Raw genomic sequence first — 26935 nt, 5'->3', positions numbered from 1 at the left:
CGGGCTGAATCAGCCCGTCCGGCGCTTGAGGACGAACGCGGCGCAGCCGCGTTGCCCGCGCGGAGCGCGAAGAAACGGTGAAAGGGCGGGGAGGGGCAAATCCCCCCCGGCAGCCTCAGCTCGTGAACGCGATGGCGTACTCCAGCCGCCACCGGTCCGCGCGGACCACGATGTCCGAGGTCTCCACCGCCCGGTCCTCCCCGTCGAAGTGCGTGCGCTCGACGACCGTGACGCACTGGCCGGCCGCGCAGCCGAGCGCCTCCGCCTCCGGCGTCGTCGCCGGCCGGGAGCCGACCAGCTCCCGGGCCCGGACGACCCGGACGCCGATGGCCGCCATCCGCCCCCGCACCCCGCGCCGCGCGTACGGCCCGCGCTCGGGGAGGACGACGTCGGTGCCGGCGGTGACGGTCAGCGGCTCCCAGCTGGTGGCCAGTTGGACGGGGTGCCGGTTGGCCAGGTACTCGTACTCCGTGCACAGCACCGGCTCGCCCGCCGTGATGCCCAGGCGCTCGGCGATCGGCGCGGGCGCGGGCGTCTCGCTGGAGGACGCCTCCCAGGTCAGCACGGTGTCCGCGCGGCCGCGGGCGGCCCGGTGGCCGGGGTCGCGGGCGGGGTGCAGCTCCGCGGCGAACGGCGTGTCCACCGCCCCCGTCGTCCGCAGCAGCGTGCCCAGCGGCGCCCGGTCGGTGACGAACACGCCCCGACCGAACTGCCCCTGCGCGTACCCGGCGGCCTTCAGCACCCGCACCGCGCGGTCCACGGTCTGGTCGCTGGCCGCGTAGGCGCGTTTGAGCTCGGAGCGGGAGGGGATCCGGGCGCCCACGGTGAGCGAGCCGTCGTCGATCCGCCGCCGCAGGTCGTCCGCGATGCGCAGATATACGGGCCTGCTGTCCCCCACTCCGGGCTCCCTTCCCCCGCGTTCCCCCATCCGGACCCACAGGCTAGGTACCCAGGCTGGGTCTGTGTACCTAGGAAACCCCGAGGTGGGCGCGGGGACGAGCGGGTGATTGCCGCCGGAATCACCCGATGCACGCGTGTCGTCGGTGATGTCCCTGACGTGCTGGATAGGTTGCTCCGACCGGCCGGGACGGGACAGGGCGAGAGTGAGTTGGGCTGAGCATGGCCGTCGATCCGCTGATCGAACTGCGTGGCGTCAATAAGCACTACGGGGACCTGCACGTCCTGCAGGACATCGACCTCACCGTCGGCCGGGGCGAGGTGGTGGTGGTCATCGGACCGTCGGGCTCCGGCAAGTCCACCCTCTGCCGCACCATCAACCGGCTGGAACCGGTGGAGTCCGGGACGATCCTGCTCGACGGCCAGCCGCTGCCCGAGGAGGGCCGGGCGCTCGCCCGGCTGCGCGCGGACGTGGGGATGGTCTTCCAGTCCTTCAACCTCTTCGCCCACAAGACCGTGCTCGCCAACGTCTCCCTCGCCCCCGTCAAGGTCCGCGGGCGCTCCCGGGAGGAGGCCGACCGGCGCTCCCGCGAACTCCTGGACCGGGTGGGGCTCCTGGCCCACGCCGAGAAGTACCCCGCGCAGCTCTCCGGCGGTCAGCAGCAGCGCGTGGCCATCGCCCGCGCGCTGGCCATGGACCCCAAGGCGCTGCTGTTCGACGAGCCGACCTCGGCCCTCGACCCGGAGATGATCAACGAGGTGCTGGAGGTCATGCAGCAACTCGCCCGGGACGGCATGACGATGGTCGTCGTCACCCACGAGATGGGCTTCGCCCGCTCCGCCGCCAACCGCGTGGTCTTCATGGCCGACGGCCGCGTCGTCGAGGACCGCACGCCCGAGGAGTTCTTCACGGCGCCGGAGAGCGACCGCGCCAAGGACTTCCTCTCCAAGATCCTCAAGCACTGAGCGGGGTGACGACGCATGCAACGCCGCATCGCCGCACTGGCCTTGACCGCCGTCGCCCTCCTCGCCGCCGCCTGCGGCCGGGAGGGCAGCCCGCCCGTCAAGGGCCCCAAGCCCGAGAGCCTGCCCGCCTACACGGTGGACACCGGGTTCCAGCTGCCCGACTCGCCCACCTGGCGCGCCGCCAAGGGCCGCGGCCATCTGACCGTCGGAGTCAAGGAGGACCAGCCCTACCTGGGCGAGAAGGACCCCGCCACCAACGTCTACTCCGGCTTCGACATCGAGATCGCCAAGATGATGTCCGCCTCGCTCGGCTTCGACCCCAGGACGCTCGCCTACCGCACCATCGCCTCCGCCAACCGCGAAACCGCCCTCCAGAACGGCCAGATCGACTACTACGTCGGCACTTACACCATCAACGACCTGCGCAAGAAGCAGGTCGGCTTCGCCGGGCCGTACTACATCGCCGGCCAGTCGCTGCTCGTCCGCAAGGACGAGAACGACATCCACGGCCCGCAGGACCTGGCCGGCAAACGGGTCTGCTCCGTCGCCGGCTCCACCCCGCTGCGCCGGCTCCAGCAGGACTACCCCAGGGCCGTCGCCGTCGCCTACGACACGTACTCGATCTGTGTCGACAACCTCCTCAGCCTCCAGGTCGCCGCCGTCACCACCGACGACACCATCCTCATGGGCTTCGCCGCCAAGGCGCCGGACGAACTCAAGCTCGCCGGGAAGCCGTTCTCCAAGGAGCCGTACGGCATCGGCGTCCCGCGCGGGGACACCGCGCTGCGCCTCGCCCTCGACGACGCCATCGAGGCGCACGAGAAGAACGGCGACTGGAAGAAGGCGTACGACGCCACCCTCGGCCTGTCCGGTGTGCCCGCGCCGAAGCCGCCCGCCGTCGACCGCTACGGCACCGGGAGGTCCGCGTGAACGTCCTGACCGACAACCTCTCGCGGTACGGCAAGGGGCTGCTCGGCACCGTCGAGCTCACCGTGTACGCCTCGGTGCTGGCCCTCGTCCTCGGCTTCCTGATGGCCGCTTTCCGCGTCGCGCCCGTCGCCTCGCTGCGCGCCTTCGGCACCGTGTGGGTCACCGTGCTGCGCAACACGCCGCTGACGCTGCTGTTCTTCGCGGTGGTGCTGGGGCTGCCGCGGTTCGGCGTCGCGCTGCCCTTCCAGCTCTTCGCCGTCCTCGCGCTGGGCTGCTACACCTCGGCCTTCATCTGCGAGGCCGTGCGCTCGGGCATCAACACGGTGCCCGTCGGGCAGGGCGAGGCCGCGCGCAGCCTGGGCATGACGTTCAGCCAGACCCTGGGGGCGATCGTGCTGCCGCAGGCGTTCCGCTCCGTCATCCCGCCGGTCGGCTCCACGCTCATCGCCCTCGCCAAGAACTCGGCGATCGCGGGTTCGTTCAGCGTGACCGAGCTCCTCGGCACGTACAAGACGCTCAACGAGCTCGGCTACAGCATCATCTGGACCTTCATCTGGATCGCGGTCGGCTATCTGATCGTGACCCTGACCATCAGCGCGGTCTTCAACGTGCTGGAGAAGCGGTGGGGAGTGGCCCGATGACCGGCACCGCCCTGTACGACGTCCCCGGCCCGCTGGCCCGGCGCCGGCACCGGCTCTACGGGTTCCTGGCCACGGCCGCCATCCTCGCCCTGATCGGCTGGGTCCTGTATCTCCTCTTCGACACCGGTCAGTTCACGGCGCAGAAGTGGACTCCCTTCGAATACAAGGGCATTCAGGAGATGCTGCTGCGCGGGCTCGCCAACACACTGCGGGCCTTCGGGTTCGCGGCGGTGCTGTCGCTGGCCCTGGGCGCTGTCCTCGCCGTGGGGCGGCTCTCCGACCACCGGCCCGTGCGGTGGGTGGCGACCGTGCTGGTCGAGTTCTTCCGGGCGATGCCCGTGCTGGTGATGATCTTCTTCGTCTTCGTCGCCCTCAAGGTCCAGCCGTTGCCCGCGCTCGTCACGGGGCTCACGCTCTACAACGGGTCGGTCCTCGCGGAGGTCTTCCGCACGGGCGTGGACTCCGTCGACCGCGGCCAGCGGGAGGCGGCGTACGCGCTGGGCCTGCACAAGTCGCAGGTCATGGTGCACGTGCTGGTGCCGCAGGCGGTGCGGGCGATGCTGCCGACGATCATCAGTCAGCTGGTCGTGGCGCTCAAGGACACGTCGCTGGGGTTCCTGATCACCTATGAGGAGTTCCTGCACGCGGGGAAGCTGATCGCGGGGAATCTGGACTACGGGTTGCCGTTCATTCCCGTCGTCATGATCATTTCTCCGGTGTACATCGGGATGTGCATGTTGCTGTCGTGGTTCGCGACGTGGGTGGCGAAGAGGGAGCGGCGGAGCCTGAAGACGCGGGCGGTGGAGGTGGCTCCGGCGGAGCCGGGGACGCTGTTGCCCGGGCCGGCGGGGCATCGGTAGGAGTTCTGCCCCGCCCCGCCCTTTCACCGTTTCTTCCGGAGCCCCGCAACCACCGCGCGGAGCCCCGCAACCACCGCGCTCCGCGCGGTGGTTGCGGGGCTCCGCCCCGGACCCCGTATCGCGGCTTCGCCGCTCGTCCTTGGGCGCCGGACGGGCTGAAGTGCGCGCCCGCGCCAGTTGTACAGCCCGGGTCGTACTCGGCCCGTCCGGCGCTCGAGGACCCTGCCGCCCCCTACTCCTCCGCCCCCAGCCACAGGTCCGGGCCGAACACCTCGTAGTGGATGTCCGCCGCCGCGACCCCCGCCGTCAGCAGCTGCTGTCGTGCCATCCGCATGAACGGCAACGGCCCGCACAGATACGCCACCGTCCCCGCGGGGACGTCCAGCGTGGACAGGTCCGCGTACCCGGTCCGTTCGGCCGGCCACGGGCCCGTCGGCCGCTCGTACCACACGTGCGCCTCCGCCCGTGCCAACTTCCCCACCAGCAACGGCAGATCGTCGCGGAACGCGTGGTCCGTCTCGCTGCGGTCGGCGTGCACGGCGATGACCCGCCGCTCGGACGCCGTCGCCACCAGGTGCGCGAGCATGCCCTGCATCGGCGTGCAGCCGATCCCGGCCGAGGCGAGGAGCAGCGGCGCGTCGCCGTCGTCCAGGACGACATCGCCGAACGGGACGCCGACCGTCAGCACGTCGTCCTGGCCGACGTGGTCGTGCAGGTGGCGGGAGACCTCCCCGTCGCGCTTGACGGAGAACTGGAGGGCGCCCTCGGGGTGGCCGGAGAGGCTGTACTGGCGGATCTGCCGGGTGCCGTCGGGGAGCGCGACCTGGACGGAGACGTACTGGCCCGGCCGGGCCTCCGGCGCCGGGCCGCCGTCGAGCGGACGGACGACGAACGTGGTGACGTCGGCGGTCTCCGCCCGGCGGGCGACGACGCGGCAGGGGGTGAAGACGTCCCCGGCCGGGACGCCGGCCCGTGCGTAGAGCCGGGTCTCCAGCTCGATCAGGGCGTTGGCCATCAGCCAGTAGACCTCGTCCCAGGCGGCCGCCACCTCGGGGGTGACCGCCTCGCCCAGCACCTCGGCTATCGCGGCGAAGAGGTGCCGGTGCACCAGTGGGTACTGGTCGGCGGTGATGCCGAGCGAGGCGTGCTTGTGCGCGATGCGCGAGAGCATCGTGACCGGATGGGCGTCCGGGTGCTCGACCAGGGACACCGCGAAGGCGGCGATCGCGCCCGCGAGCGCCCGCTGCTGGCTGCCGACGGCCTGGTTGCCGCGGTTGAACAGATCGCGCAGCAGCTCCGGCCGGTCGGCGAAGAGCTTCTCGTAGAAGAGCGGGGTGATCTCCCCGACGGCTCCGCCCACGGCGGGCAGCGTGGCACGGACGATCTCGGTCGACTTCGGGGACAGCATCGGCGGCTCCTTGCGGTCGTTCGCGGTTCACATCCCGGATGCCAAAATGCGCATCTGAGATTCGTATTTTCTGGTGTGCGTATGCCGCCCTCGCGGGCGGCGGTTCACAGTGGCCCGGTCAGCCCTCCGGGCGGCCGGTCAGGCTCAGCAGGACCGGTCCGGTCGGACGTCCGACCAGGTCCTGCACGGTCAGCGGATCGAGATGGGCGAAGAACGCCTCCTGCGCCTCGCGCAGCGCGCCGCGCAGCCGGCAGGCCGCCCGCAGCGGGCACGGCGGGTCGTCCTCGCAGCCGACGACGTCACCGGATCCCTCCAGCTCCCGCACCAGCCGGCCGAGCGAGCCTGTGAGTCCGGCGGTGGTGAGCGCGAGCCCGCCGCCCCGGCCCCGGCGGGCCTCGACGACGCCCAGGTGCGTCAGGCGGCTGACCACCTTGGCCGCGTGCGTGTACGGCACGCCCATCGCGGCCGCCACCTCGCGGGTGGTCGGCGCGGCCTCGGTGTCGTCCGCCACCGCCAGGCGCATGGCGATGCGCAGGGCGATGTCGGTGCTCTTGGTCAGTCGCACGGCACCAGCCTAACCAATTGGTATCTGAGACTCCAATTAACCCGGAGGGGTCTCGGGGCGCCGCCGAGATTGACAGGAGATAACCCGGTGGTCAGTCTGTCGGCAATCATCGGACGATCAAACGGAGGATCAGGTGGCGGCAGAGGCACGCGCGCACGGCGGGCGATACGGAAAGGCACTGGCCGCGGTCGGCGCGGCCACGGCCCTGGCGGCCGGTGCCGCCGCCCCCGCGACCGCGTCCGCCGGTCAGGGCGTCGGCGAGCGCTACGTCGCCCTCGGCGACTCGTACACCTCCGCGCCGGGCGTCCCGCGGCAGAGCGGCGGCGACTGCGCCCGCTCCAGCGTCAACTACCCGTCGCTGACGGCGAAGGCCCTGCACCAGAAGTCCTTCAAGGACGTCAGCTGCAGCGGTGCGAAGACCGACGACTTCTGGCGCGCGCAGGGTGCCAACCCGCCCCAGCTCGACGCCCTCGGCACGAACACCAAGCTGGTCACCATCGGCATCGGCGGCAACGACATCGGCTTCGGCGAGATCATCGGCGCCTGCGCCCAGCTCTCCGTCTCCGACCCGGCCGGCGCCCCCTGCCGCAAGCAGTACACCGGCGCCGACGGCGGCGACCTGCTCAACAAGCGCATCGCCGACACCGCACCCAAGATCGCCAAGGTGCTGAAGGCCGTGCACCGGAAGGCCCCGCACGCCCGCGTCGTGCTCGCCGGCTACCCGGCGATCATGCCGGACGACGGCGTGGGCTGCTTCCCCTCCGTGCCGATCGCCGCCGGGGACGTCCCCTACCTGCGCGACACCGAGAAGAAGCTCAACACGATGCTCCGGCAGCAGGCGCGCAAGGCCCACGTCCGGTACGCCGACACCTACCGCGCCACCGTCGGCCACGACGTCTGCAAGCCGGAGGCGGACCGCTGGATCGAGGGCGCGCAGCCCACGCGTCCGGCCGTGCCCTTCCACCCGAACGCCGACGGCGAGCGGGCCATGGCCCAGCCGGTCATCACCCAGGCGCGCGGTCGCTGAACCGGAGCCGTGTCGCGCCCTGTCGTATGAGCTGCCCGGCGAGTAGGGTCACGGGCCTCTTCGACGACAGGGAGGCACCATGGCAAGACCGCCAGGACCCCGCCGGCTGACCGTCCTCTGCGCGTCCGCCGCGCTGATGGCCGGGCTGGGGACCGTGCCGGCCGCCGCCCAGGGCGCGTCGGGCGCACCCGCGAAGTCACCGCTCGCCACCGGCCGCGGCGGCGCCGTGGCGAGCGTCGATGCCGATGCGTCGGCGGCCGGCATCGAGGTGCTCAGGGGCGGGGGCAACGCCGTGGACGCGGCGGTGGCCACCGCCGCCGCGCTCGGCGTCACCGAGCCGTACTCGGGCGGCATCGGCGGGGGCGGCTACCTCGTCCACTACCGCGCGAAGGACCACAAGGTCCTCACGATAGGCGGCCGCGAGCGCGCCCCCCTCAGCGCCGGCCGGAACCTCTTCGTCGAGAAGGGGCGGCCCATCCCCTTCGACGAGGCCGTCACCAGCGGCCGGAGCGTCGGCGTCCCCGGCGCGCCCGCCACCTGGGACGCGGCCCTGCGCTCCTGGGGCAGCAGACCGCTCGCCCAGGTGCTCCGGCCCGCCGAGCGGCTGGCCCGCAAGGGCTTCACCGTCGACGCCACCTTCCGGCAGATGACCGCCGACAACGAGAAGCGCTTCCGCGACTTCCCGGACTCCGCCCGGCTGTTCCTGCCCGGCGGCAGGCTCCCGGCCGTCGGCTCGACGCTCAGGAACCCCGACCTCGCCCGCACCTACGAACTCCTGGGCAGGAAGGGCGTCGGCGCGGTCTACCGGGGCGAGCTGGGGCGCGACATCGTCTCGACCGTCCGCAAACCCCCCGTCGCGCACGGCACTTCGCGCGTGGTGCGCTCCGGCGACCTGACCGGACGGGACCTGCGCGCGTACACGCTCGAACGGCCCGCGCCGACGCACACCACCTACCGCGGCCTCGACGTCTACGGGCCGGGCCCCTCGTCCTCCGGCGGCACGACCGTCGCCGAGGCGCTCAACGTCCTGGAGAAGAAGGGCGACCTGCGCCGGGTGGACAAGGCCACCTACCTGCACCGGTACCTGGAGGCCAGCCGCATCGCCTTCGCCGACCGCAACCGCTGGGTCGGCGACCCGGCCTTCGAGAAGGTGCCCACCGCCGCCCTGACGTCCAAGCGGTACGCCGCCTCGCGCGCCTGTCTCCTCAAGGACGACCGGGCGCTCACCAGCCCCCTCGCCCCCGGCGACCCCCGGCACCCCGCGCCCTGCGCGACGACGGGCCGGGCCGCGCCCACGCCGTACGAGGGGCAGCAGACCACCCACCTGACGACCGCGGACCGGTGGGGCAACGTCGTCGCCTACACCTTCACCCTCGAACAGTGGGGCGGCAGCGGCATCACCGTGCCCGGCCGCGGGTTCCTGCTCAACAACGAGCTGACCGACTTCTCCTTCACCCCGGTCACCCCCGGCGTCCACGACCCCAACCTGCCGGGGCCGGGCAAGCGGCCGCGCTCGTCCATCGCGCCGACGATCGTCCTCGACCACGGCCGGTTCGCCTTCGCGGTCGGCTCGCCCGGCGGCTCGACGATCATCACCACCGCCCTGCAGACCCTGCTCAACCACGTGGACCGCGGCATGCCGCTGGCCGACGCGATCGCCGCGCCGCGTGCCAGCCAGCGCAACGGCGCGACGACCGACCTGGAACAGGCCCTGTGGGACGGCACGGTGCGCCGGCAACTGGAGGCCAAGGGCCACGTCTTCAAGCTCAGCCCGGAGATCGGCGCGGCCACCGGCGTGCAGCGGCTGCCGGACGGGCGCTGGCTGGCCGCGGCCGAGAAGACGCGGCGCGGCGGCGGTTCGGCGATGGTGGTGCGGCCGGGGTAGCGGCCCTGGGGGTCAACGGTCCAGCAGCGCCAGGATGTTGGCCGTGGTGTCGGTCTCGCCCAGTACCGGGAAGACCTTCTCCACGGCCACGCGGTGCAGCTCCGCGTCCATGTCGGTGACCGCGTCGGTCGCCACCGTCACGTGGTAGCCGTGCTCGTGCGCGGCGCGGGCCGTGGACTCCACGCCGAAGGCGGTGGCGATCCCGCCGATCACGACCTGGGTGACGCCCCGGCGGCGCAGCCGCTCGTCCAGGTCCGTGCCGTGGAAGGCGCCCCAGGTGCGTTTGGTGACGAGGATGTCGTCCTCCCGGCGGCCGAGCTCGGGGCGCAGCTCGGCGAAGTCGGGCGGGTACTCCCCGCCGGGGCCGAGCGGTGCCTCGGTGCGGCCGGGCGCGCCGCCGGCGACGTTGACGAGGGCGACCGGCAGCCCCTTGGCGCGGAAGGCGGCGGCCAGCTCGGCCCCGCGGGCGACGATCCCGTCGGCCGGGTGGAGGGTGGGCAGGGCGGTGATGCCCTTCTGGAGATCGATGAGGATGAGCGCGGTGTTCGCGTCGAGTGTGGTGGCAGGCATGGCCCCACCCTAAGGAAGCGCAGGGAAACTTGCAAGGCTGCCTGTGTTTCTCTGTTCGGGGTGCCGGTCTTGCCCCGGCGGAGGGCGGGGCTTACGGTCGCATCCACACGCGGATCTTCACGTGCCGGCCCGCCCGAATCCCTCGCGGAGGAGCAGCTCATGGCCAACGTTGTGCGCGCCGCCCTGGTCCAGGCCTCCTGGACCGGTGACACCGAATCGATGATCGCCAAGCACGAGGAGCACGCCCGCGCCGCCGCCGCGCAGGGCGCCAAGGTCATCGGCTTCCAGGAAGTCTTCAACGCCCCCTACTTCTGCCAGGTCCAGGAGGACGAGCACTACCGCTGGGCCGAGCCCGTCCCCGATGGTCCGACGGTGACCCGGATGCGGCGGCTCGCGAGGGAGACGGGCCTCGTGATCGTCGTCCCCGTCTTCGAGGTCGAACAGCCCGGCCACTACTACAACACCGCCGCCGTCGTCGACGCCGACGGCAGCTACCTGGGCAAGTACCGCAAGCACCACATCCCCCAGGTCAAGGGTTTCTGGGAGAAGTACTACTTCAAACCCGGCAACCTCGGCTGGCCCGTCTTCGACACCGCCGCCGGCCGCGTCGGCGTCTACATCTGCTACGACCGGCACTTCCCCGAGGGCTGGCGCCAACTCGGCCTGGCCGGCGCCCAGCTGGTCTACAACCCCTCCGCCACCTCGCGCAGCCTCTCGTCCCACCTGTGGAAGCTGGAGCAGCCCGCGGCCGCGGTCGCCAACGAGTACTTCGTCGCCGCCATCAACCGCGTCGGCCGCGAGGAGTACGGGGACGACGACTTCTACGGCACGTCGTACTTCGTCGACCCGCGCGGCGAGTTCGTCGGCGACGTCGCCAGCGACAGCAAGGAGGAACTGGTCGTCCGGGACCTGGACTTCGGCCTCATCGACGAGGTCCGCCGGCAGTGGGCGTTCTACCGGGACCGGCGGCCCGACGCGTACGACGGGCTGGTCCGGCCGTGAGCGGCGCACGCGCGGCCGCCGGGCCGCGGACTGCGGCGATGCCCGCACCTCTGCGCCGCGCGGGCGGCGACGGGGGTACCGCCCAGGCCGTTCAGGCACTGGGGGAGAACGCCGTTCAGGCGCCGGGGGAGAACAAGGAGGCACAGTGAACGCGTCGTCCCTGCACGCCCGGCACCGGGCGGTCATGCCCTCCTGGCTCGCCCTCTACTACGACGAGCCCCTGGAGATCGTCCGCGGCGAGGGCCGCCACGTGTGGGACGCCGACGGCCGCCGCTACCTCGACTTCTTCGGCGGCATCCTCACCACCATGACCGCCCACGCCCTGCCCGAGGTCACCAAGGCCGTCGCCGAGCAGGCCGGGCGCGTCCTGCACACCTCCACGCTCTACCTCGACCGGCACGCGGTCGAACTCGCCGAGCGCGTCGCGGCCTTGAGCGGCATCCCCGACGCCCGCGTCTTCTTCACCAGCTCCGGCACCGAGGCCAACGACACCGCCCTGCTGCTGGCCACCGCGTACCGCCGCTCCAACCAGGTGCTGGCCATGCGCAACAGTTACCACGGCCGCTCCTTCTCCACCGTCGGCATCACCGGCAACTCCGCCTGGTCGCCCACCAGTCTCTCCCCGCTGCAGACCCTCTACGTGCACGGCGCCGTCCGCACGAGCGGCCCGTACGCCCACCTCGACGACGACGGCTTCATCGCCGCGAGCGTGCGCGATCTGGAGGACATGCTCGGCCAGGCGCACGGCACCGTCGCCGCGCTGATCGCCGAACCGGTGCAGGGCGTGGGCGGGTTCACCGCGCCGCCCGACGGCCTCCTCGCCGCCTTCCGCGAGGTCCTCGACCGGCACGGCATCCTCTGGATCAGCGACGAGGTGCAGACCGGCTGGGGCCGGACCGGCGACCACTTCTGGGGCTGGCAGGCCCACGCGGGCAGCGGGCCGCCGGACGTCCTCACCTTCGCCAAGGGCATCGGCAACGGCATGTCGCTCGGCGGCGTCGTCGCCCGCGCCGAGGTCATGAACTGCCTGGACGCCAACTCCATCTCGACCTTCGGCGGCAGCCCCGTCACCACGGCGGCCGGCCTCGCCAACCTGGAGTACCTCCTCGACCACGACCTCCAGGGCAACGCCCGCCGCGTCGGCGGCCTGCTGACCGAACGGCTGCGCGCCGTCGCCGCCGGACTCCCGGCCGTCCGCGAGGTGCGCGGCCGCGGCCTGATGATCGGCGTCGAGCTCGCCTCGCCGCGGACCGCCGCCCGGGCCCTCGAAGCCGCCCGGGAACAGGGCCTGTTGATCGGCCGCGGCGGCCGCGCGGGCGACGTGCTGCGCGTCGCCCCGCCGCTCTCGCTCACCGTCGCCGAGGCCGAGGAGGGCGCGGCGATGCTGGAAGAGGCGCTGCGGACCGCGGACTCGGGGGAGAGGTCATGAGCAGGACGCTGATCCGCGGCGGGCTGGTGATCACCGCCGCGGAGGAGACGTACGCCGACGTCCTGATCGAGGACGGCAAGGTGGCCGCCCTGGCCGCGCCCTCCTTCGCGCAGGGCTGGACGGCGGAGCGGGTCATCGACGCGACCGGGAAGTACGTCGTCCCGGGCGGCGTCGACGCCCACACCCACTTCGACTTCCCGTTCGGCGGGACGGCCTCCTCCGACGACTTCGAAACCGGGACGCGGGCCGCCGCCTGGGGCGGCACCACCACCGTCGTCGACTTCGCGGTGCAGCCGCGCGGGGGCGCCCTGCGCGAGGGTCTGGACACCTGGCACGCGAAGGCCGAGGGCAGATGCGCGATCGACTACGCCTTCCACATGATCGTCTCCGACGTGCACGAGGGCACGCTCAAGGAGATGGACCGGGTCGTCGGGGAGGGCGTGACCTCGTTCAAGCTGTTCATGGCCTACCCCGGGGTGTTCTACAGTGACGACGGCCAGATCCTGCGGGCCATGCAACGGGCCGCCGGCAACGGCGGGTTGATCATGATGCACGCCGAGAACGGCCCCGCCATCGACGTCCTCGTCGAGCAGGCGCTCGCCGCCGGCCGCACCGGCCCCCGCCACCACGGCGAGGTGCGCCGGGCGCTGCTGGAGGCCGAGGCCACCCACCGGGCGATCCGGCTGGCCCAGGTCGCCGGCAGCCCGCTCTACGTCGTGCACGTCTCGGCGCGGGAGGCCGTCGCCGAGCTGGCCCGGGCCCGGGACGAGGGGCTGCCGGTCTTCGGCGAGACCTGCCCGCAGTACCTCTACCTGTCCACCGACGACCTCGCCGGACCCGGCTTCGAGGGCGCCAAGTACGTCTGCTCCACGCCGCTGCGGCCCCGCGAGCACCAGGCGGCGCTGTGGCGCGCGCTGCGCACCGACGACCTCCAGGTCGTCTCCACCGACCACTGCCCGTTCTGCTTCGCCGGACAGAAGGAGCTCGGCCGGGGCGACTTCTCGAAGATCCCCAACGGGCTGCCCGGCGTGGAGAACCGGATGGACCTCCTCCACCAGGCGGTGGTGGACGGCCACCTCTCCCGCCGCCGCTGGATCGAGATCGCCTGCGCCGCCCCGGCGCGGATGTTCGGCCTCGCCCCGCGCAAGGGCACTCTCGCGCCGGGCGCCGACGCCGACGTCGTCGTCTACGACCCGCACGCCGAGCAGGTCATCTCGGCCGCGACCCACCACATGAACGTCGACTACTCGGCCTACGAGGGCAGGCGCGTCACCGGACAGGTGGAGACCGTCCTCTCGCGCGGCGAAGTGGTCATCGACCGGCGGCGGTTCACCGGACGCGCCGGGCACGGCCGCTTCGTCCCCCGTACCGCCTTCTCCCACGGTGCCTTCCCGGGGGACGACCCCTGGGCCCCCGGCCGGAACCACAGGCCCACGGGATGAGCCGGACCGGCGGCGCAAGGCAGCCTCGACACCTCGACACCTCGACAAGGAGCCATCCCTCTTGGACTTCGGCCTCGTCCTGCAGACCGACCCGCCCGCCTCCGCCGTCGTGGAGCTGATGCGCCGCGCCGAGCGGCGCGGCTTCCGCTACGGCTGGACCTTCGACTCCGCCGTGCTGTGGCAGGAGCCCTTCGTCATCCACAGCCGGATCCTGGAGCACACCGAGCGGCTCGTGGTCGGGCCCATGGTCACCAACCCCACCACCCGCACCCCGGAGGTCACCGCCTCCACCTTCGCCACGCTCAACGACATGTACGGCAACCGCACCGTGTGCGGCATCGGCCGCGGCGACTCCGCGATGCGCGTCGCCGGGCGCCGGCCCAACACCCTGGCCGCGCTGCGGGAGTCGGTGCGCGTCATCCGCGACCTCGCCGAGGGCCGGGAGGCGGACGTGGGCGGCAAGGCGCTGCGGATCCCCTGGGTGCGCGACGGCCGGCTGCCGGTCTGGGTGGCGGCGTACGGGCCGAAGGCGCTGGCCCTGGCCGGGCAGGAGGCGGACGGCTTCATCCTCCAGCTCGCGGACCCGTTCCTCACCGAGTGGATGGTCCGGGCCGTGCGGACGGCCGCCGCCGAGGCGGGCCGCGACCCGGCGTCGGTGACGATCTGCGTCGCCGCGCCGGCCTACGTCGGCGACGACCTGGCGCACGCGCGCGAGCAGTGCCGCTGGTTCGGCGGCATGGTCGGCAACCACGTCGCCGACCTGGTCGCCCGCTACGGCGAGCACTCCGCCGCCGTCCCCGGGGAGCTCACCGCGTACATCGAGAAGCGCCGCGGCTACGACTACAGCCACCACGGGCGGGCCGGGAACCCGTCCACGGACTTCGTCCCCGACGAGATCGTGGACCGCTTCTGCCTGTTGGGGCCGGTGGAGGCGCATGTCGAGAAGCTGGAGCGGTTGCGGGCGCTGGGGGTTGACCAGTTCGCGCTGTATGCGATGCATGATGCGAGGGAGGCGGTGATCGACGCGTATGGGGAGCGGGTGATTCCGGTGCTGGGGTGAGGGGTTTTCTCCCCGCCCCGCCCTTTCACCGTTTCTTCCGGGGCTGCGCCCCGGGGCCCGTAACGCGGCTTCGCCGCTGGATCGGTGCCCCGGGCTGGATCTCCGGCTCGGGCGAATAAACCGGCTTGGGCGAATAAACCGGCCCGGGCGCGCTGATCAGCCTGTCCGGCGCTTGAGGACGAGCGGCGGAGCCGCGAACTCAGCCCGTCCGGCGCTTGAGGACGAACGCGGCGCAGCCGCGTCGCGGGGTCCGGGGCAGAGCCCCGAAAGGGGGGGGTGCAGGGGGCGAAGCCCCCGCTCACCGCGCGCAGCGCGGAGCCGGGCCGAGGGGCGCAGCCCCGGGGGAAACGGTGAAAGGGCGGGGCGGGGAGCAGAACGCCCCACCCCCCCGTCACGCCGCCGCCCCCAGATCCGCGAGAATCCCCTCCCGCAAATCCCGCGGCGTCGTACCGCAACGCCGCAGCAGACCGACCGTCGGCGGATCGTCCAGCGTCGTGATGCCGAGCAGCACATGCTCGGTCAGGTGATCCCGAGCCGGGCCAGGGTGCCGGCGCCCGGCGCGTCCCCGCGCGTCGCGACGGCGAGGAGGAGGTGCTCGGCGCCGATCCGGGGGTGGTTCAGCAGGCGCGCCTCCTCCTGGGCGACGACCACGACGACGCGCGCCTCCTTGGTGAACCTCTCGAACATGCCTGTTACCTCCTGGCGTGCTTCTTGTGGACGGCCTGCCTGCTGACCCCGAGGGAGTTCCCGATGTCCTCCCAGGACCAGCCCTGGCGCCGGGCGTTGTCGACCTGGAGCGCCTCCAGGCGTTCGACCAGCCGCCGCAGCGCGGCGACGGCGCGCAGACCCACGCGGGGGTCGGTGTGCATGGCGGCCTCGGTGGTGCCGAGGGCGTCCTTCGCTTCGGTTCCGGCCATGGCGTCAACTTTGGATGACAGATGGAGAGGGTGTCAACCATCATTGACAGAGGCGGCCGCGACGTCGATGTCGGATTTCCGCGAGCCAAGGCCGCCGCCACGGCGGATCCTTGAGGACATGCACACCGACGTCGACCGCTGCGTACGGGCCGTGCGGTCCAAGGACTCCCGCTTCGACGGCTGGTTCTTCACCGCCGTCCGCACCACCCGCATCTACTGCCGCCCCAGTTGCCCGGCCGTTCCGCCCAAGGACCGGAACATGGCCTTCTACCCGAGCGCGGCCGCCGCCCAACAGGCCGGCTACCGGGCCTGCAAGCGCTGCCGGCCCGACGCGAGCCCGGGCTCGCCGCGCTGGAACGAGCGCGCCGACCTCGTCGCCCGCGCCATGCGCCTGATCGCCGACGGCATCGTGGACCGCGAGGGCGTCCCCGGCCTCGCCGCCCGGCTCGGCTACAGCGCCCGGCAGGTCGAGCGCCGGCTCCTGGCCGAACTCGGCGCCGGGCCGCTGGCCCTGGCCCGCGCCCAGCGCGCGCAGACTGCCCGGATCCTCATCGAGACCAGCGACCTGCCCATGGCGGACGTCGCCTTCGCCGCCGGTTTCTCCTCGGTCCGCGCCTTCAACGAGACCGTCCGCGAGGTCTTCGGCCTCGCCCCCACCGAGCTGCGCGTCCGCGCCGGGAACGGCCGCCCGCCCGCCACCCCCGGCACCCTGGCCCTGCGCCTGCCCTTCCGCGCGCCCTTCCAGCCCGGCAACCTCTTCGGCCACCTCGCCGCCACCGCCGTACCCGGCGTCGAGGAGTGGCGCGACGGCGCGTACCACCGCACCCTGCGCCTGCCCCACGGACACGGCACCGTCTCCCTCGCGCCCCGCCCCGGCCACATCGACTGCCGCCTCTCCCTCACCGACCAGCGCGACCTCGCCGGGGCCATCAGCCGGTGCCGCCGGCTCCTCGACCTGGACGCCGACCCCGAGGCGGTGGACGCGCTGCTGCGCACCGACGCGCACCTGGCGCCGCTGGTGGACCGCGCCCCGGGCCGCCGGGTCCCGCGCACCGTGGACGCCGGGGAGTTCGCCCTGCGGGCCGTCCTGGGCCAGCAGGTCTCGACGGCCGCCGCCCGTACCCTCGCCGCCCGCCTGGTGACCGCCCACGGCACCCCCGTCACCGCACCCGGCGGGCTCACCCACCTCTTCCCCACGGCCGAGGCCCTGGCCGCCCTCGACCCCGGCGACCTGGCCATGCCCGCCGTCCGCCGCGGCGCCCTGCTGCGCCTGGCCGAGGCCCTGGCCTCCGGCGAACTCGACCTCGGCACCGGGTGCGACTGGACGCGCGCCCGCGCCGTCCTCGACGGACTGCCCGGCACAGGCCCCTGGACGTCCGGGATCATCGCCATGCGCGCCCTCGGCGACCCGGACGCCTTCATCCCCACCGACCTGGGCGTGCGCCGCGCCGCCGCCCGCGCCGGACTGCCCGCCACCCCCGGCGCCCTGACCCGGCACGCCGTGGCCTGGCGGCCCTGGCGCGCCTACGCCGTCCAGTACCTTTGGGCCGCGGACGACCACCCGGCCGCCCGGATGCCCACCGACCCCTCCCCGCACCGGAGTTGACCGGAGAACGCCATGTCTGTACTTGACGCCGCCATAGTCCACGTCGTCCTGGAGAGCCCCTACGGCCCGCTCACGCTCGTCGCCACCGACGGCACGCTCTCCCACCTGTACATGACCGACCAGCGACACCGCCCGCCCGAGGAGGACTTCGGTGTGCCCGGGGACGTCCGGGACGCCCCCTTCGCCGAGGCGGCGCGGCAGCTGGCGGCCTACTTCGCGGGCGAGTCGACCCGTTTCGACCTGCGGCTCGACCTGCACGGCACGCCCTTCCAGCGGCGCGTGTGGGCCGGCCTGACCGAGATCCCGTACGGCACCACCGTCTCCTACGGGGAGCTCGCCGAGCACATCGGGGCACCGGGCGCCTCCCGGGCCGTCGGGCTCGCCAACGGCAGGAACCCGGTCGGGATCATCGTCCCCTGCCACCGGGTCGTCGGGGCCGACGGCAGCCTCACCGGCTACGGGGGCGGGCTCGACCGCAAGCGGCGGCTGCTGGCCTTCGAGCGCGGGGTGGCCGGGGCGGGGGAGCAGGAAGGGCTCTTCTGAAAGGACACGTCGACTCGGCTGTGAATCCCGGGAATTCACCGGACTCGGCCCGTCCTGCGCGGTGAGCGTGATGATCCGGGCCGCGCCCCGGGCCGCCGGCGAGCGGCGGCTCGCTCAAGCGGTGGCCGGCCCGGGCCGGTTCGGCCGGCGGCCGGTCCCGGTGGAGTCCGCCGCCGGCCGCGCGCAGGGCGGCGCGGAGCCCGGCATCCGCGGCCTCCTCCGAAAGGTGTTCGGCGAAGATGTGACGGTGAAGATGTGACGAGGGGGAATTCCGCTTTCGCGGCAAAGGCGCTCTTGCATGCACTGATGCGTATTCTTATAATTTCACGTGTTCGTCCGGGAATCCGGCCCGTCGCGGCGGCGACCCCTCCCACGGTGCGGGAATGATCCCCTTTCTCTTTCCGGCGACTTCCCGACTTCTCGCTTTGTTGACATGCTGTTCTGCTGACGTGCCGGCTCGGAGGAGATCGCCGGGAAGGGAAACCGGGCAGCGATGTGGGAACACCGCAACGGAGGAAAACCGCGCCTCGCCGGAATTCCGGCGCCCGCTCCGCCGCGCGAGACGGGCGGAAGTCTCCTGGACCATGTCCTGCGCGGCCGTCCGCGGGGGATTTCCTTCGACGACCCGTTGCACTGCCGGCTCACCAGGGGCCACCCCGTGGTGCCGCTCACCGAGCACGGGGCGGACGCCGGCACCCTGCGCGTCAACCTGACCTGGCAGGTACCCTCGGGCGAACCGCCGCCCGCCCGGCCGTCGTTGCTCCCGCTGCGGCCGCGCATCCCGGCGCTGTGGGAACAACCCCAGGGCCCGGTCATGGTGACCGTCGATCTCGACCTGGCCTGCCTGTACGAACTCGCCGACGGGAGCAGGGGCGTCGTACAGCCCCTCGGCGGCCTCGCGGGAGACCTGCACGGCCCGCCGTACGTGGCCCTCGGCGACGACAACCGCTTCGGCTCCGCGTCGGGCGAGACGCTCTTCGTCAACCTGGACCGGACCCGGGAGTTCCGGCGCCTGCTGGTCTTCGTCTACATCTACAGCGGGGCCCCCGCCTTCAGCCGGGTGCACGCGGCGGTCGGCTTCCACCCGCCCACCGGCCGAGGCTTCGTCGTCGAGCTCCACGAACGGGACCCGCACGCCCGCTCCTGCGCGGTCGCGCTCATCGAGAACCGGGACGGCCGCCTCGTCCTGCGCCGCGAGGCCCGCTACGTCTACGGCTACCAGGCCGACCTCGACCGGCTCTACGGGTGGGGCCTGCAATGGGTACGGGGGCGCAAGGCCACGGACTGAACCACGGCCCGGTGGAACGGCGTTCGCGCCCCCGGACGCTCAGTCCTCCGCGCCCTGCATGCCCTCGGGCAGGCTGTCCATGAACGAACTCACCGAGAACACCGCGCGCCCCGCCCCGGACGGCCCGTAACCGGGCGGCGACGTCAGCCCGAACTCCTCCATCGTGCCGCGGTAGGTCTCCAGCAGCCGGATGTGGTACTCCAGGGGCGCGCCCGCCGGGTTCTGCTTGCCCAGCGGGGTCGTCGGCTCCGGGCACCAGGTGGTGAACCGCGGGGTGATGCCGCGGGACATGAAGAACCGCAGCCCCTCCTCCGTCGAGGCGATGGCCTCGTCGACCGTGGTGAAGCCCGCCGGCGCCGCCATCTCCACGCCCGCGACGAAGTTGGGGATCACGTTGCGCGGCCCGAAGATCTCCGCCGAGTCCAGGATCCGGCGGTGCCACTCGTCGCGGCCGACGTAGCGCTCCTTGCCGGGGCAGTAGAGCTCGAAGAGACGGCGGTCCCACACCTCGTAGTTGGGGTGGTAGATGCGGATCCCGTAGTCGTGGAAGCGCTGGACGTCCTCCTTGGGCAGGGCCTGCGCGACCACCTTGCCGATCCAGCGGCCCGGGAAGCGCTCCTCGATCGCCTGCGCGTAACGCCCGTAGAAGTCCGCCTCGCCCAGCCCCTGGACCCGCGAGGTGATCGAACCGCCGGTCAGGGTGTAGGCGCGGGAGGCGCCCGCCGTGTCGTGCTTGTCGATGATCTCCAGCGCCTCCAGCACCTCCTCGACCGACTTCACCCCGGTGTAGGGGCGGCCGGCCGCCTTGTGCTGGCGCCAGTTGTGGTTGATGTCGCAGTACTGGCACTCCTCCTTCGCGCCGAAGTACTGGCAGACCCGGAAGACCGTCAGGTAGATGAGGTAGCCCCACTGGATCGTCGGGGCGACCTCCATCACCGACTTCCCGTTGGGGAGGGTGTGCCGGTAGTAGTCCGGCATCGGCGGCAGGCCCACGTCCGCGATGAGCCGCCCGTCGAGCATGAGGCCCAGCGAGCCGTCGGACGTGACGCCCACGCGGTAGGGCGAGTTCGGGTTGACCCGCACCGAGACGACGGTGCGCCGCAGCTCGTACGGGCCGCCGGTGAGGACGATCTCCTCCGGCGGGCGGCGCAGGGCGGCGGCGCCGAGCTCGGGGAGGGTCCCGTGGTCGAAGGAGAAGATGAAGTAGGACTTCGGTTTGACGTCGCCGCCCTCGTCGCCGGTCAGAGCCTCGTCGTCGAAGGCGATGCCGCCGCGCAGCAGGTCCTCCTTGATGACGGCTTCCCGCGGCACCCCGGGGAAGCGTGCCATCAGATCCTCGACCTCGTCCGTCCGGCTGCGTCCCATGACCGCTCCCTCGTGCGTGCGCGTGGTGTTCGCCCGGCCCGTGCCGGGCCAGGTGCCGCCCCGGCGCGGGCAACGACGCACAACGATGTGCGCCGGGACGGCACTTGCGTCCGCCGGGGAACGGAGGACGCGTTGCCGATGCTAACGTGCGGGGTTTCGCCGCAGGCGACCTAGGTCCACAGGCCGATGCGCCGCGGCCTCGTCACCACCGGGCGTGGAGCGCCCGCGCGGGCGGGCCGGGTGTGCGGTCGCCGGAGGGGGCGGGCGGCCGGAAGCCTGCCGCATGCCGATTTGTCGACTTAGTGCGGAGTCGATCCCGCCCGGCTGTCCTTTTGTATGCCCGGCGCGTCCCCCGGGCGAGTGGCGTCCCGGCTGCATTCGGGCGCACCGCCAGGTCCGTCTCACGGATGTCCCGTCTTCCCCGTGTTCCTGTGCCACTCCGAGGCCCGTGAAGGGTGAAAGGAGTGATATGTCGATTCTTAGGAAGAGTTTCGATGTCGTCGCGACGAGACGGCGGGCCGTCGCCGTGGGGCTGTTGTCGCTGTTCTGCGCCTCGTCGGGGACGGCGCTCGGCGCGATCGCGGGAGCGATGGGCGCGGATGACGGGGCGAGCCGGGTCGGCGGCGGTCCGGTGCCGGGCAAGGTGGTCGCCGGCGCCGGCCAGAACGTCCGCGGTGCTCCCAGCACCGGCGCACCGGTCATCGGTGTGTACGAACCGGGGGCCCGCGTTCTCATCGACTGCAAGGCCAACGGCGAGCGGGTGCAAGGGAACGCGCTCTGGTACCGGCTCGCGGACCGGCGGGGCTGGCTGAGCGCGCGCTACGTCCGGCCGTCGGGTGCCGTGCCCTTCTGCGGGCCGGAGGGGGGCGGGGATCCGGGGGTTCCGGGTCCTGCGGGGCCGCCCGGTCCGGTGGGACGACCCGGTCCGGGAGGGCCACCCGGACCGGCCGGGCCTCCAGGGCCTCCGGGGCCGGCCGGACCGAAGGGTGATCCGGTCGCCGGTCCGGCCGGGCCTCCCGGCCCGAAGGGGAATCCGGGGGTTCCCGGCCCGGCGGGGCCTCCCGGTCTTGTGGGTCCGAAGGGGGACAGGGGGGACCCCGGCCGTGGCGGACCTGCCGGGCCGCCTGGTCCGCCTGGTCCGCCTGGGCTGGTCGGGCCGGGTGGGCCTGCCGGGCCGGGTGGGAGGCCGGGGCCGGTGGGTCCGGCAGGGCCCACCGGTCCGATGGGCCCCATGGGCCCTGCGGGGCCCAAGGGCGAGAAGGGGGACAGGGGAGACAGGGGCGAGCAGGGTCTCGTCGGATCTGCCGGGGCTGCCGGGCCCGTTGGTCCTGCGGGTCCTGCGGGTCCGAAGGGCGACACGGTCACCGGTCCTGCCGGTCCTGTGGGGCCGAAAGGGGACAGGGGCGACCCCGGTCGTGTGGGACCTGCCGGACCGTCCGGCCCCGTGGGTCCGTCCGGACCGGCAGGACCGAAGGGCGGCCAGGGTCCTGTCGGGCCGATGGGACCGGGCGGGATGCCGGGCCCGGTGGGTCCGGCAGGTCCCGGCGGACCCGCGGGACCCATGGGGCCCGCCGGTCCAAAGGGCGATCAGGGTGATCCGGGTGGCCCCCCAGGACCTGTCGGTCCCATGGGACCCCCCGGACCCAAGGGGGATCCGGGCAATCCCGGTGGACCTCCGGGACCGACGGGGCCCATGGGTCCCATGGGGCCCAAGGGCGACCCGGGTCCAAGGGGTCCCATCGGCCCGGCCGGACCGATGGGACCGGCCGGGCCCAGTGGAGGGATCGGACCCACGGGCCCCAGTGGTCCCACCGGGCCCACAGGCCCGTCCGGACCGGCCGGAGCGACCGGCCCCGCGGGCCCTGCCGGGCCACCCGGCCCCATGGGCCCGCCCGGACCGGCGAGCAACCCCGGCCCCCTGGATCTGCGCACGGTCGAACGGGACTACACCGTCCCCGCCCTGGCGCGGTCGCAGTTGCTCAGCAGTCCCTCCTGCCCCGCCGGCACCCGGATCATCGGCGGCGGATACGCGCAGCCGGGCAACCGGGACCAGGGCGGAATCGAGAAGCTCGACGCCTACCCCAGCGGGCGCGACAACTTCTACCTCGTGTCGGTCAACAACACGAGCCCGACGGCCGTCGAGATGAAGGTTTTCGGCGTCTGCCTGACGGGCTGAGCCGGCCCGCCGTCCCACCCGGGCCCACCACCCAATCCGGGCCGGCCACCCCGCCCGGGCCGATCACCCCACCCGGCCTGACCCCTTCCCGGTCCCGAGGGTCAGGCCGGGTGCGCGCGCAGCCACTCCAGGACCTGCCCCGCGTGCTCGTTGGGCGGGAACACGGGGTAGAAGACGTGCTCGACGAGCCCGTCCCGCAGGACGAGCGTCAACCGCTTGAACAGCCGCTGCCCGCCCGCCTCGAAGGTCGGCAGCTTCAGCTCGTCGGCCAGCCGCAGGCCCGGGTCGGAGAGGATCGCGAACGGCAGGCGCAGCCGGTCGACCACCTCGCGCTGGTACGTGGTGTCCTGGCCGGAGAGCCCGAACACCCGCCCGGCACCGGCCTCGACGAGCTCCTCGTGGTGGTCGCGGAAGCCGCAGGACTCGGGGGTGCAGCCGCGGGCCCCGGGGATCGCGTCCCAGCCCTCCGGCAGGTCCCGGTCGGGCCGCCCGGTCAGCGGGTACAGGTAGACCACGGTACGCCCGGGCCCCGGCGCGTCGAGGCGTACCGTCCGGCCGTCCGTGGCCGCGAGTTCGAGGCGGGGGACGGCCAGGCCGGGCAGGTGGTCGCAGGCGCCGTCGTCCTCGGGGACGGGCAGTCCGGCGGGCAGGCTGGTGAAGTCGTGCATCGGTTCTCCTGGGGGGACGGTGCTGTTGCGGTGGGCGGCCTCGTGCAGCTGCCGGACCAACGCGGCCCGGCGGGCGGACAGTTCGCCGATCCGCCGGGTCAGGTCGTCGATCGCGTCCTGGTAGCCGGCCAGCGAGGCCGGACAGTCGTCGGCGTGCGGCCGGCCGGACTCGATGCAGTCGAGGAAGGGACGGGTGAGCTCGACGGGGATCCCCAGCCGGTTGAGCGTCCGGATCTCCCGGATGACCCGCACGTCGTGCTCGCCGTAGTCGCGGTAGCCGTTCCCCAGCCGGACGGGCGTGACCAGCCCCAGTGCCTCGTAGTAGCGCACCGCCTTGACCGTCGCGCCCGCCCGCCGGGCGGCATCGCCGATTCTCATCCCGCTCGCCTCCGCTGCCGTTCCCGCAGAAGCTAAACCCTGCCCCCGGGGGCAGGGTCAACAGGCCGTCGGCTCAGGACGGCCCGGGCCCGTCCTCCCCGTCGCCCCGCTCGCGCGCGCTCTCCGCGACGCGGCGCAGGCGGGGGTGGCGCACCGGGCCGTGTTCGGTGATCGCCTCGCCGATCATCGTGCGCATGGCGTCGCGCAGGCCGTGGAGCGCGTGGTGGCGGGCCGGGCCCGCGCCGGGGTCGGTGCGGAGCTCGGTCAGGAGCGACCAGCACAGGGCGAGCATGACCAGGACGAACGGGAGGGCGACGAGGATCGTCGCCGACTGCAGCGACTGCAGGCCGCCCGCCACCAGCAGGACGGCCGCCACCGCGGCCATGAGCACGCCCCAGGTGACGACCAGCCAGTCCTTCGGGTGCAGCGCCCCGCGGCTGGTGAGGGAGCCCATGACGAGGGACGCGGAGTCCGCGCTGGTGATGAAGTAGGTCATCACCAGGACCATCGCGATCCAGGAGACCAGGGTGGACAGCGGCAGGGTGTCGAGCAGGGCGAACAGCGAGGACTCCGCGCCCTGGGCGACGGTGCCGGCCATGTCGGCGGCGCCGGTCAGGTCCAGGCGCAGGGCACTGCCGCCCATGACGCAGAACCACAGGACCGTCGCCCCGCTGGGCACGAGCAGGACGCCGACGAGGAACTCGCGGATGGTGCGGCCGTGCGAGATGCGGGCGATGAACGTGCCGACGAACGGCGCCCAGGACAGCCACCAGGCCCAGTAGAAGACCGTCCAGGCGCCCAGCCACTTGGAGTCGGTGAAGGCGCCGGTGCGGGTCGCCAGGGTGAGCAGGTCCTGCAGGTACCCGCCGGCCGAGGCGGGCACGGCGTTGAGGATGAAGACCGTCGGCCCCAGCAGGAAGACGAAGAGCATCAGGCAGGCGGCCAGCGCGATGTTGAGCGTGCTGAGCCATTTGACGCCCTTGTGCAGGCCGGAGAAGGCGGAGAGCACGAACGCGGCCGACAGGGAACCGATGATGATCAGTTCCAGCGAGGTGGTGTCCTTGACGCCGGTGGTGATGTTCAGCCCCTTGGACACCTGGAGGGCGCCCAGCCCCAGGCTCGTCGCGGTGCCGAAGACCGTCGCGAAGACCGCGAGCAGGTCGATGATCCGGCCCGGCCAGCCGTCGGCGCGCTCCTCGCCCAGCAGCGGGACGAACGCCGAACTCAGCCGGTTTCCGCGGCCCTTGCGGAAGCCCGCGTAGGCGAGGGCGAGTCCGGACATGCCGTAGATCGCCCAAGGGTGCAGCGTCCAGTGGAAGAACGAGTACTCCAGCGCGGTGCGGGCGGCGGCCGGGGTGTTCGCCTCGACGCCGCTGCCCGGGGGCGGGACCACGAAGTGCTGGAGGGGTTCCCCCACGCCGTAGAACATCAGGCCGATGCCCATGCCGGCGCTGAACATCATGGCGATCCAGGCCAGGTTGCTGAACTCCGGCCGGGAGTCGTCCGCACCGAGCCGGATCCGTCCGTAGCGGCTGACGGCGATGACCGCGCACAGCACGAGGAACACGTCGGCCGCGATGACGAACAGCCAGGCGAAGTTGGACAGCACCCAGCCGAGGGCGTCCGTGACGACGCGGTGGAAGGACTTCTTGCCGATCGCCGCCCAGGCGACCACCGCCAGGACGGAGACGGCGCCGATGGCGACGAGGGGCATGTCCGGGCGTTCGTCCCGCGGCGGGGCGTACTCATCGGTCGTCTCGGTGCTCATGACGCCCCACTATGGCCGGGTTGGGGCGCAATGGGCGGCCTGGCACGCCGCGTCGGCGCCGGGCTACGGTCGGCGGATGGCGGACGCACGGGTGCTCATCGCGGCGGACAAGTTCAAGGGCTCGCTGACGGCCGTCGAGGTCGCGGCACATCTGGGCGCGGGACTGCGCCGGGCTTCGCGGGGCGTGCGCGTCACGGCGCTGCCCGTCGCGGACGGGGGAGACGGGACGGTGGACGCGGCGGTGGCCGTCGGCTTCGAGCGCCGCACCGCGCGGGTGACCGGGCCGCTCGGCGGGCCCGTCACCGCGGCGTGGGCCCTGCGGGGCGGCACGGCCGTGGTGGAGATGGCCGAGGCGTCTGGCCTGCGGCGGCTGCCGCCGGGCCGCTTCGCGCCGCTGACCGCCACCAGCTTCGGTACGGGGGAACTGCTGCGGGCCGCGCTGGACGCGGGGGTGCGGACGGTCGTCCTCGGCGTGGGCGGCAGCGCCTCGACGGACGCCGGGGCGGGCATGCTCGCCGCGCTCGGCGCGCGCTTCCTGGACGCGGAGGGACGGCCCGTCGGGCCGGGGGGCGCCGCCCTGGCCGCGCTGGCCCGCGCGGACCTGTCCGGGCTGGACGCGCGGCTGGCGGCGACGGACGTCGTCCTGGCGAGCGACGTCGACAACCCGCTGACCGGGGCGGCGGGGGCGGCCGCGGTCTACGGCCCGCAGAAGGGCGCCTCCCCCGAGGACGTCGCCGTCCTCGACGCCGCCCTCGCGCACGCGGCCCGGGTACTGGACCCGGCGTCGGCGTCCGCGCCCGGCGCGGGGGCCGCCGGGGGCGTGGGCTACGGGGCCCTGGTCGGGCTGGGCGCGGTCTTCCGCCCCGGGATCGAGGTGCTGCTGGAGTCGCTGGGCTTCGCGGCGGCGCTGGAGCGGACGGATCTGGTGATCACGGGGGAGGGGTCGCTGGACGGGCAGACGCTGCGGGGGAAGGCGGTGGCCGGGGTCGCCCGGGCGGCGCGGGAACGGGGCGTACGAGTGGTGGCCGTGTGCGGGCTCCTCGCACTGTCGCGCGGAGAGCTGGACGTGCTGGGCGTGGAGCGGGCGTACGCGCTCACGGAGCTGGAGCCGGACGCCTCGCGGTGCATCGCGGATGCGGGGCCGCTGCTGGAGCGGCTGGGGGAGCGGGTGGGGCGGGATCTCCTCGCCTGACGGCGGGGTCCCGCCCGGTGGGCGGATGCGTCGGCGGGCGGACGCACTGGCCGCGGCCGGGCGCCGTCGGCGTCCGCCCGCCGGCCGGTGGCGCACGCGCCTGCGGCGCGGTCCTGCCCCCACCCGCGCACCACCCGGCACCGCCCCCGCAGAGGCGGTCCGCAGCGCCGGGAAAGCTCGCCGAGCCGTACCGGCACCCGCTGCCGCCGACGGCGTCCGGCCACCCACCGGTGAGCCCCGCCCCTGCGGGCAAGGGCAACGGGCGGTGCGCGGGTGGGGCAAGGACCGCGCCGCAGGCGCGGAAAACACCGGGCAGCCCGCACCCGCCGATGGCGGCACCGGCCCCGCGCCG

At 73.3% G+C, this 26935-nt stretch carries 25 protein-coding genes; 16 read left to right on the top strand and 9 right to left on the bottom strand.

Translation table 11 applies throughout. The features are described 5' to 3' along the window. Positions 1-115 precede the first annotated feature (115 nt). Positions 116-898 carry a GntR family transcriptional regulator gene (locus I5Q34_RS29430; protein ID WP_199895491.1) on the bottom strand — a complete coding sequence of 261 codons (783 nt, stop codon included), beginning with the start codon at positions 896-898 and terminating at the stop codon, positions 116-118. A gap of 221 nt (positions 899-1119) precedes the next feature. On the opposite strand from I5Q34_RS29430, the gene I5Q34_RS29425 reads away from it, so the two are divergent. From I5Q34_RS29425 to I5Q34_RS29410, 4 genes are read left to right on the top strand one after another with little or no spacing between them, the layout of a single operon-like run. After that, positions 1120-1863 (top strand): amino acid ABC transporter ATP-binding protein, encoded by a 744-nt coding sequence (locus I5Q34_RS29425; protein ID WP_199895490.1) that lies wholly within the window; start codon positions 1120-1122, stop codon positions 1861-1863. Between the two features lie 15 nt (positions 1864-1878). Then, positions 1879-2793, top strand: a complete 915-nt coding sequence (locus I5Q34_RS29420) for a glutamate ABC transporter substrate-binding protein (protein ID WP_199895489.1) — start codon at positions 1879-1881, stop codon at positions 2791-2793. Then, positions 2790-3434, top strand: a complete 645-nt coding sequence (locus I5Q34_RS29415) for an amino acid ABC transporter permease (RefSeq protein WP_199895488.1) — start codon at positions 2790-2792, stop codon at positions 3432-3434. The genes I5Q34_RS29420 and I5Q34_RS29415 overlap by 4 nt, the downstream gene beginning before the upstream one ends. Continuing rightward, positions 3431-4294 carry an amino acid ABC transporter permease gene (locus I5Q34_RS29410; RefSeq protein ID WP_199895487.1) on the top strand — a complete coding sequence of 288 codons (864 nt, stop codon included), beginning with the start codon at positions 3431-3433 and terminating at the stop codon, positions 4292-4294. The genes I5Q34_RS29415 and I5Q34_RS29410 overlap by 4 nt, the downstream gene beginning before the upstream one ends. Positions 4295-4526: 232 nt before the next feature. On the opposite strand, the gene I5Q34_RS29405 is transcribed toward I5Q34_RS29410, so the two are convergent. After that, on the bottom strand, positions 4527-5702 hold the full coding sequence (locus I5Q34_RS29405; protein WP_199895486.1) for a globin domain-containing protein: 1176 nt from the start codon (positions 5700-5702) through the stop codon (positions 4527-4529). Positions 5703-5820: 118 nt separating this feature from the next. Continuing rightward, on the bottom strand, positions 5821-6267 hold the full coding sequence (locus I5Q34_RS29400; protein ID WP_199895485.1) for an Rrf2 family transcriptional regulator: 447 nt from the start codon (positions 6265-6267) through the stop codon (positions 5821-5823). A gap of 133 nt (positions 6268-6400) precedes the next feature. Here I5Q34_RS29400 and I5Q34_RS29395 point away from each other — a divergent pair, with 133 nt between their 5' ends. Both I5Q34_RS29395 and ggt read left to right on the top strand, forming a co-directional pair. After that, positions 6401-7294, top strand: a complete 894-nt coding sequence (locus I5Q34_RS29395) for an SGNH/GDSL hydrolase family protein (protein WP_199895484.1) — start codon at positions 6401-6403, stop codon at positions 7292-7294. Positions 7295-7373: 79 nt separating this feature from the next. Beyond that, a complete protein-coding gene (ggt, locus tag I5Q34_RS29390) occupies positions 7374-9179 on the top strand; it encodes a gamma-glutamyltransferase (protein WP_199895483.1) in 1806 nt (601 codons plus the stop codon). Positions 9180-9191: 12 nt separating this feature from the next. On the opposite strand, the gene I5Q34_RS29385 is transcribed toward ggt, so the two are convergent. Then, positions 9192-9749, bottom strand: coding sequence for an isochorismatase family protein (locus I5Q34_RS29385; protein WP_199895482.1), 558 nt, complete (start codon positions 9747-9749; stop codon positions 9192-9194). Between the two features lie 159 nt (positions 9750-9908). On the opposite strand from I5Q34_RS29385, the gene I5Q34_RS29380 reads away from it, so the two are divergent. The 4 genes from I5Q34_RS29380 (at position 9909) to I5Q34_RS29365 (ending at position 14682) form a co-directional block, all read left to right on the top strand. Next, a complete protein-coding gene (locus tag I5Q34_RS29380) occupies positions 9909-10751 on the top strand; it encodes a nitrilase-related carbon-nitrogen hydrolase (RefSeq protein WP_199895481.1) in 843 nt (280 codons plus the stop codon). Between the two features lie 184 nt (positions 10752-10935). Beyond that, on the top strand, positions 10936-12180 hold the full coding sequence (locus tag I5Q34_RS29375) for an aspartate aminotransferase family protein (protein WP_199896037.1): 1245 nt from the start codon (positions 10936-10938) through the stop codon (positions 12178-12180). After that, positions 12177-13622 (top strand): dihydropyrimidinase, encoded by a 1446-nt coding sequence (gene hydA, locus I5Q34_RS29370; RefSeq protein ID WP_199895480.1) that lies wholly within the window; start codon positions 12177-12179, stop codon positions 13620-13622. Before I5Q34_RS29375 ends, hydA begins: the two co-directional genes overlap by 4 nt. 61 nt (positions 13623-13683) lie before the next feature. Next, entirely contained in the window at positions 13684-14682 is a 999-nt protein-coding gene (locus I5Q34_RS29365) for a TIGR03842 family LLM class F420-dependent oxidoreductase (protein WP_199895479.1), read from the top strand. A 519-nt stretch (positions 14683-15201) separates the two neighbouring features. Here I5Q34_RS29365 and I5Q34_RS29360 read toward each other — a convergent pair. Then, entirely contained in the window at positions 15202-15369 is a 168-nt protein-coding gene (locus I5Q34_RS29360; RefSeq protein ID WP_199895478.1) for a Clp protease N-terminal domain-containing protein, read from the bottom strand. Between the two features lie 5 nt (positions 15370-15374). After that, a complete protein-coding gene (locus tag I5Q34_RS29355) occupies positions 15375-15599 on the bottom strand; it encodes a hypothetical protein (protein ID WP_199895477.1) in 225 nt (74 codons plus the stop codon). A gap of 118 nt (positions 15600-15717) precedes the next feature. Between I5Q34_RS29355 and I5Q34_RS29350 the strand changes: the two genes are divergently transcribed. The 4 genes from I5Q34_RS29350 (at position 15718) to I5Q34_RS29335 (ending at position 19036) form a co-directional block, all read left to right on the top strand. Continuing rightward, complete coding sequence (locus I5Q34_RS29350; protein WP_199895476.1) at positions 15718-17205, top strand: AlkA N-terminal domain-containing protein; 1488 nt, start codon at positions 15718-15720, stop codon at positions 17203-17205. A gap of 12 nt (positions 17206-17217) precedes the next feature. Next, complete coding sequence (locus I5Q34_RS29345; protein ID WP_234429692.1) at positions 17218-17748, top strand: methylated-DNA--[protein]-cysteine S-methyltransferase; 531 nt, start codon at positions 17218-17220, stop codon at positions 17746-17748. Between the two features lie 61 nt (positions 17749-17809). Beyond that, positions 17810-18007: a hypothetical protein gene (locus I5Q34_RS29340; protein WP_199895475.1), complete on the top strand. Its 198-nt coding sequence runs from the start codon at positions 17810-17812 to the stop codon at positions 18005-18007. Positions 18008-18241: 234 nt separating this feature from the next. Continuing rightward, complete coding sequence (locus I5Q34_RS29335; RefSeq protein ID WP_199895474.1) at positions 18242-19036, top strand: Tellurium resistance; 795 nt, start codon at positions 18242-18244, stop codon at positions 19034-19036. Between the two features lie 39 nt (positions 19037-19075). Here the strand turns inward: I5Q34_RS29335 and I5Q34_RS29330 are convergent, their stop codons facing one another. Next, positions 19076-20401, bottom strand: coding sequence for a radical SAM protein (locus I5Q34_RS29330; protein WP_199895473.1), 1326 nt, complete (start codon positions 20399-20401; stop codon positions 19076-19078). Positions 20402-22283: 1882 nt separating this feature from the next. Between I5Q34_RS29330 and I5Q34_RS35185 the strand changes: the two genes are divergently transcribed. Further along, the gene (locus I5Q34_RS35185) at positions 22284-22577 is read left to right on the top strand and encodes a hypothetical protein (protein ID WP_234429878.1); all 294 of its coding nucleotides are present in this window, start codon (positions 22284-22286) and stop codon (positions 22575-22577) included. A 101-nt stretch (positions 22578-22678) separates the two neighbouring features. On the opposite strand, the gene I5Q34_RS29320 is transcribed toward I5Q34_RS35185, so the two are convergent. Both I5Q34_RS29320 and I5Q34_RS29315 read right to left on the bottom strand, forming a co-directional pair. Further along, the gene (locus tag I5Q34_RS29320) at positions 22679-23623 is read right to left on the bottom strand and encodes a MerR family transcriptional regulator (RefSeq protein ID WP_199895471.1); all 945 of its coding nucleotides are present in this window, start codon (positions 23621-23623) and stop codon (positions 22679-22681) included. 73 nt (positions 23624-23696) lie between these two features. Beyond that, positions 23697-25391 (bottom strand): BCCT family transporter, encoded by a 1695-nt coding sequence (locus tag I5Q34_RS29315; RefSeq protein WP_199895470.1) that lies wholly within the window; start codon positions 25389-25391, stop codon positions 23697-23699. 76 nt (positions 25392-25467) lie between these two features. Between I5Q34_RS29315 and I5Q34_RS29310 the strand changes: the two genes are divergently transcribed. Further along, entirely contained in the window at positions 25468-26583 is a 1116-nt protein-coding gene (locus tag I5Q34_RS29310) for a glycerate kinase (RefSeq protein WP_199895469.1), read from the top strand. The last annotated feature ends 352 nt before the right edge of the window (positions 26584-26935 follow it).

This window comes from Streptomyces sp. AV19 (assembly GCF_015999245.1).
Taxonomy (GTDB): Bacteria; Actinomycetota; Actinomycetes; order Streptomycetales; family Streptomycetaceae; genus Streptomyces.
This window is presented reverse-complemented; position numbering and strand designations above follow the sequence as displayed.

What these genes read in the sequence shown, in the direction of transcription:
- I5Q34_RS29425 (WP_199895490.1), top strand. Translation starts at nt 1,120, where the DNA reads ATGGCCGTCGATCCGCTGATCGAACTGCGTGGCGTCAATAAGCACTAC.
- I5Q34_RS29420 (WP_199895489.1), top strand. Translation starts at nt 1,879, where the DNA reads ATGCAACGCCGCATCGCCGCACTGGCCTTGACCGCCGTCGCCCTCCTC.
- I5Q34_RS29410 (WP_199895487.1), top strand. Translation starts at nt 3,431, where the DNA reads ATGACCGGCACCGCCCTGTACGACGTCCCCGGCCCGCTGGCCCGGCGC.
- I5Q34_RS29405 (WP_199895486.1), bottom strand. Translation starts at nt 5,702, where the DNA reads ATGCTGTCCCCGAAGTCGACCGAGATCGTCCGTGCCACGCTGCCCGCC.
- ggt (WP_199895483.1), top strand. Translation starts at nt 7,374, where the DNA reads ATGGCAAGACCGCCAGGACCCCGCCGGCTGACCGTCCTCTGCGCGTCC.
- I5Q34_RS29385 (WP_199895482.1), bottom strand. Translation starts at nt 9,749, where the DNA reads ATGCCTGCCACCACACTCGACGCGAACACCGCGCTCATCCTCATCGAT.
- I5Q34_RS29380 (WP_199895481.1), top strand. Translation starts at nt 9,909, where the DNA reads ATGGCCAACGTTGTGCGCGCCGCCCTGGTCCAGGCCTCCTGGACCGGT.
- I5Q34_RS29375 (WP_199896037.1), top strand. Translation starts at nt 10,936, where the DNA reads ATGCCCTCCTGGCTCGCCCTCTACTACGACGAGCCCCTGGAGATCGTC.
- hydA (WP_199895480.1), top strand. Translation starts at nt 12,177, where the DNA reads ATGAGCAGGACGCTGATCCGCGGCGGGCTGGTGATCACCGCCGCGGAG.
- I5Q34_RS29360 (WP_199895478.1), bottom strand. Translation starts at nt 15,369, where the DNA reads ATGTTCGAGAGGTTCACCAAGGAGGCGCGCGTCGTCGTGGTCGTCGCC.
- I5Q34_RS29355 (WP_199895477.1), bottom strand. Translation starts at nt 15,599, where the DNA reads ATGGCCGGAACCGAAGCGAAGGACGCCCTCGGCACCACCGAGGCCGCC.
- I5Q34_RS29350 (WP_199895476.1), top strand. Translation starts at nt 15,718, where the DNA reads ATGCACACCGACGTCGACCGCTGCGTACGGGCCGTGCGGTCCAAGGAC.
- I5Q34_RS29345 (WP_234429692.1), top strand. Translation starts at nt 17,218, where the DNA reads ATGTCTGTACTTGACGCCGCCATAGTCCACGTCGTCCTGGAGAGCCCC.
- I5Q34_RS29335 (WP_199895474.1), top strand. Translation starts at nt 18,242, where the DNA reads ATGTGGGAACACCGCAACGGAGGAAAACCGCGCCTCGCCGGAATTCCG.
- I5Q34_RS29330 (WP_199895473.1), bottom strand. Translation starts at nt 20,401, where the DNA reads ATGGGACGCAGCCGGACGGACGAGGTCGAGGATCTGATGGCACGCTTC.
- I5Q34_RS35185 (WP_234429878.1), top strand. Translation starts at nt 22,284, where the DNA reads ATGGGCCCGCCCGGACCGGCGAGCAACCCCGGCCCCCTGGATCTGCGC.
- I5Q34_RS29320 (WP_199895471.1), bottom strand. Translation starts at nt 23,623, where the DNA reads ATGAGAATCGGCGATGCCGCCCGGCGGGCGGGCGCGACGGTCAAGGCG.
- I5Q34_RS29315 (WP_199895470.1), bottom strand. Translation starts at nt 25,391, where the DNA reads ATGAGCACCGAGACGACCGATGAGTACGCCCCGCCGCGGGACGAACGC.
- I5Q34_RS29310 (WP_199895469.1), top strand. Translation starts at nt 25,468, where the DNA reads ATGGCGGACGCACGGGTGCTCATCGCGGCGGACAAGTTCAAGGGCTCG.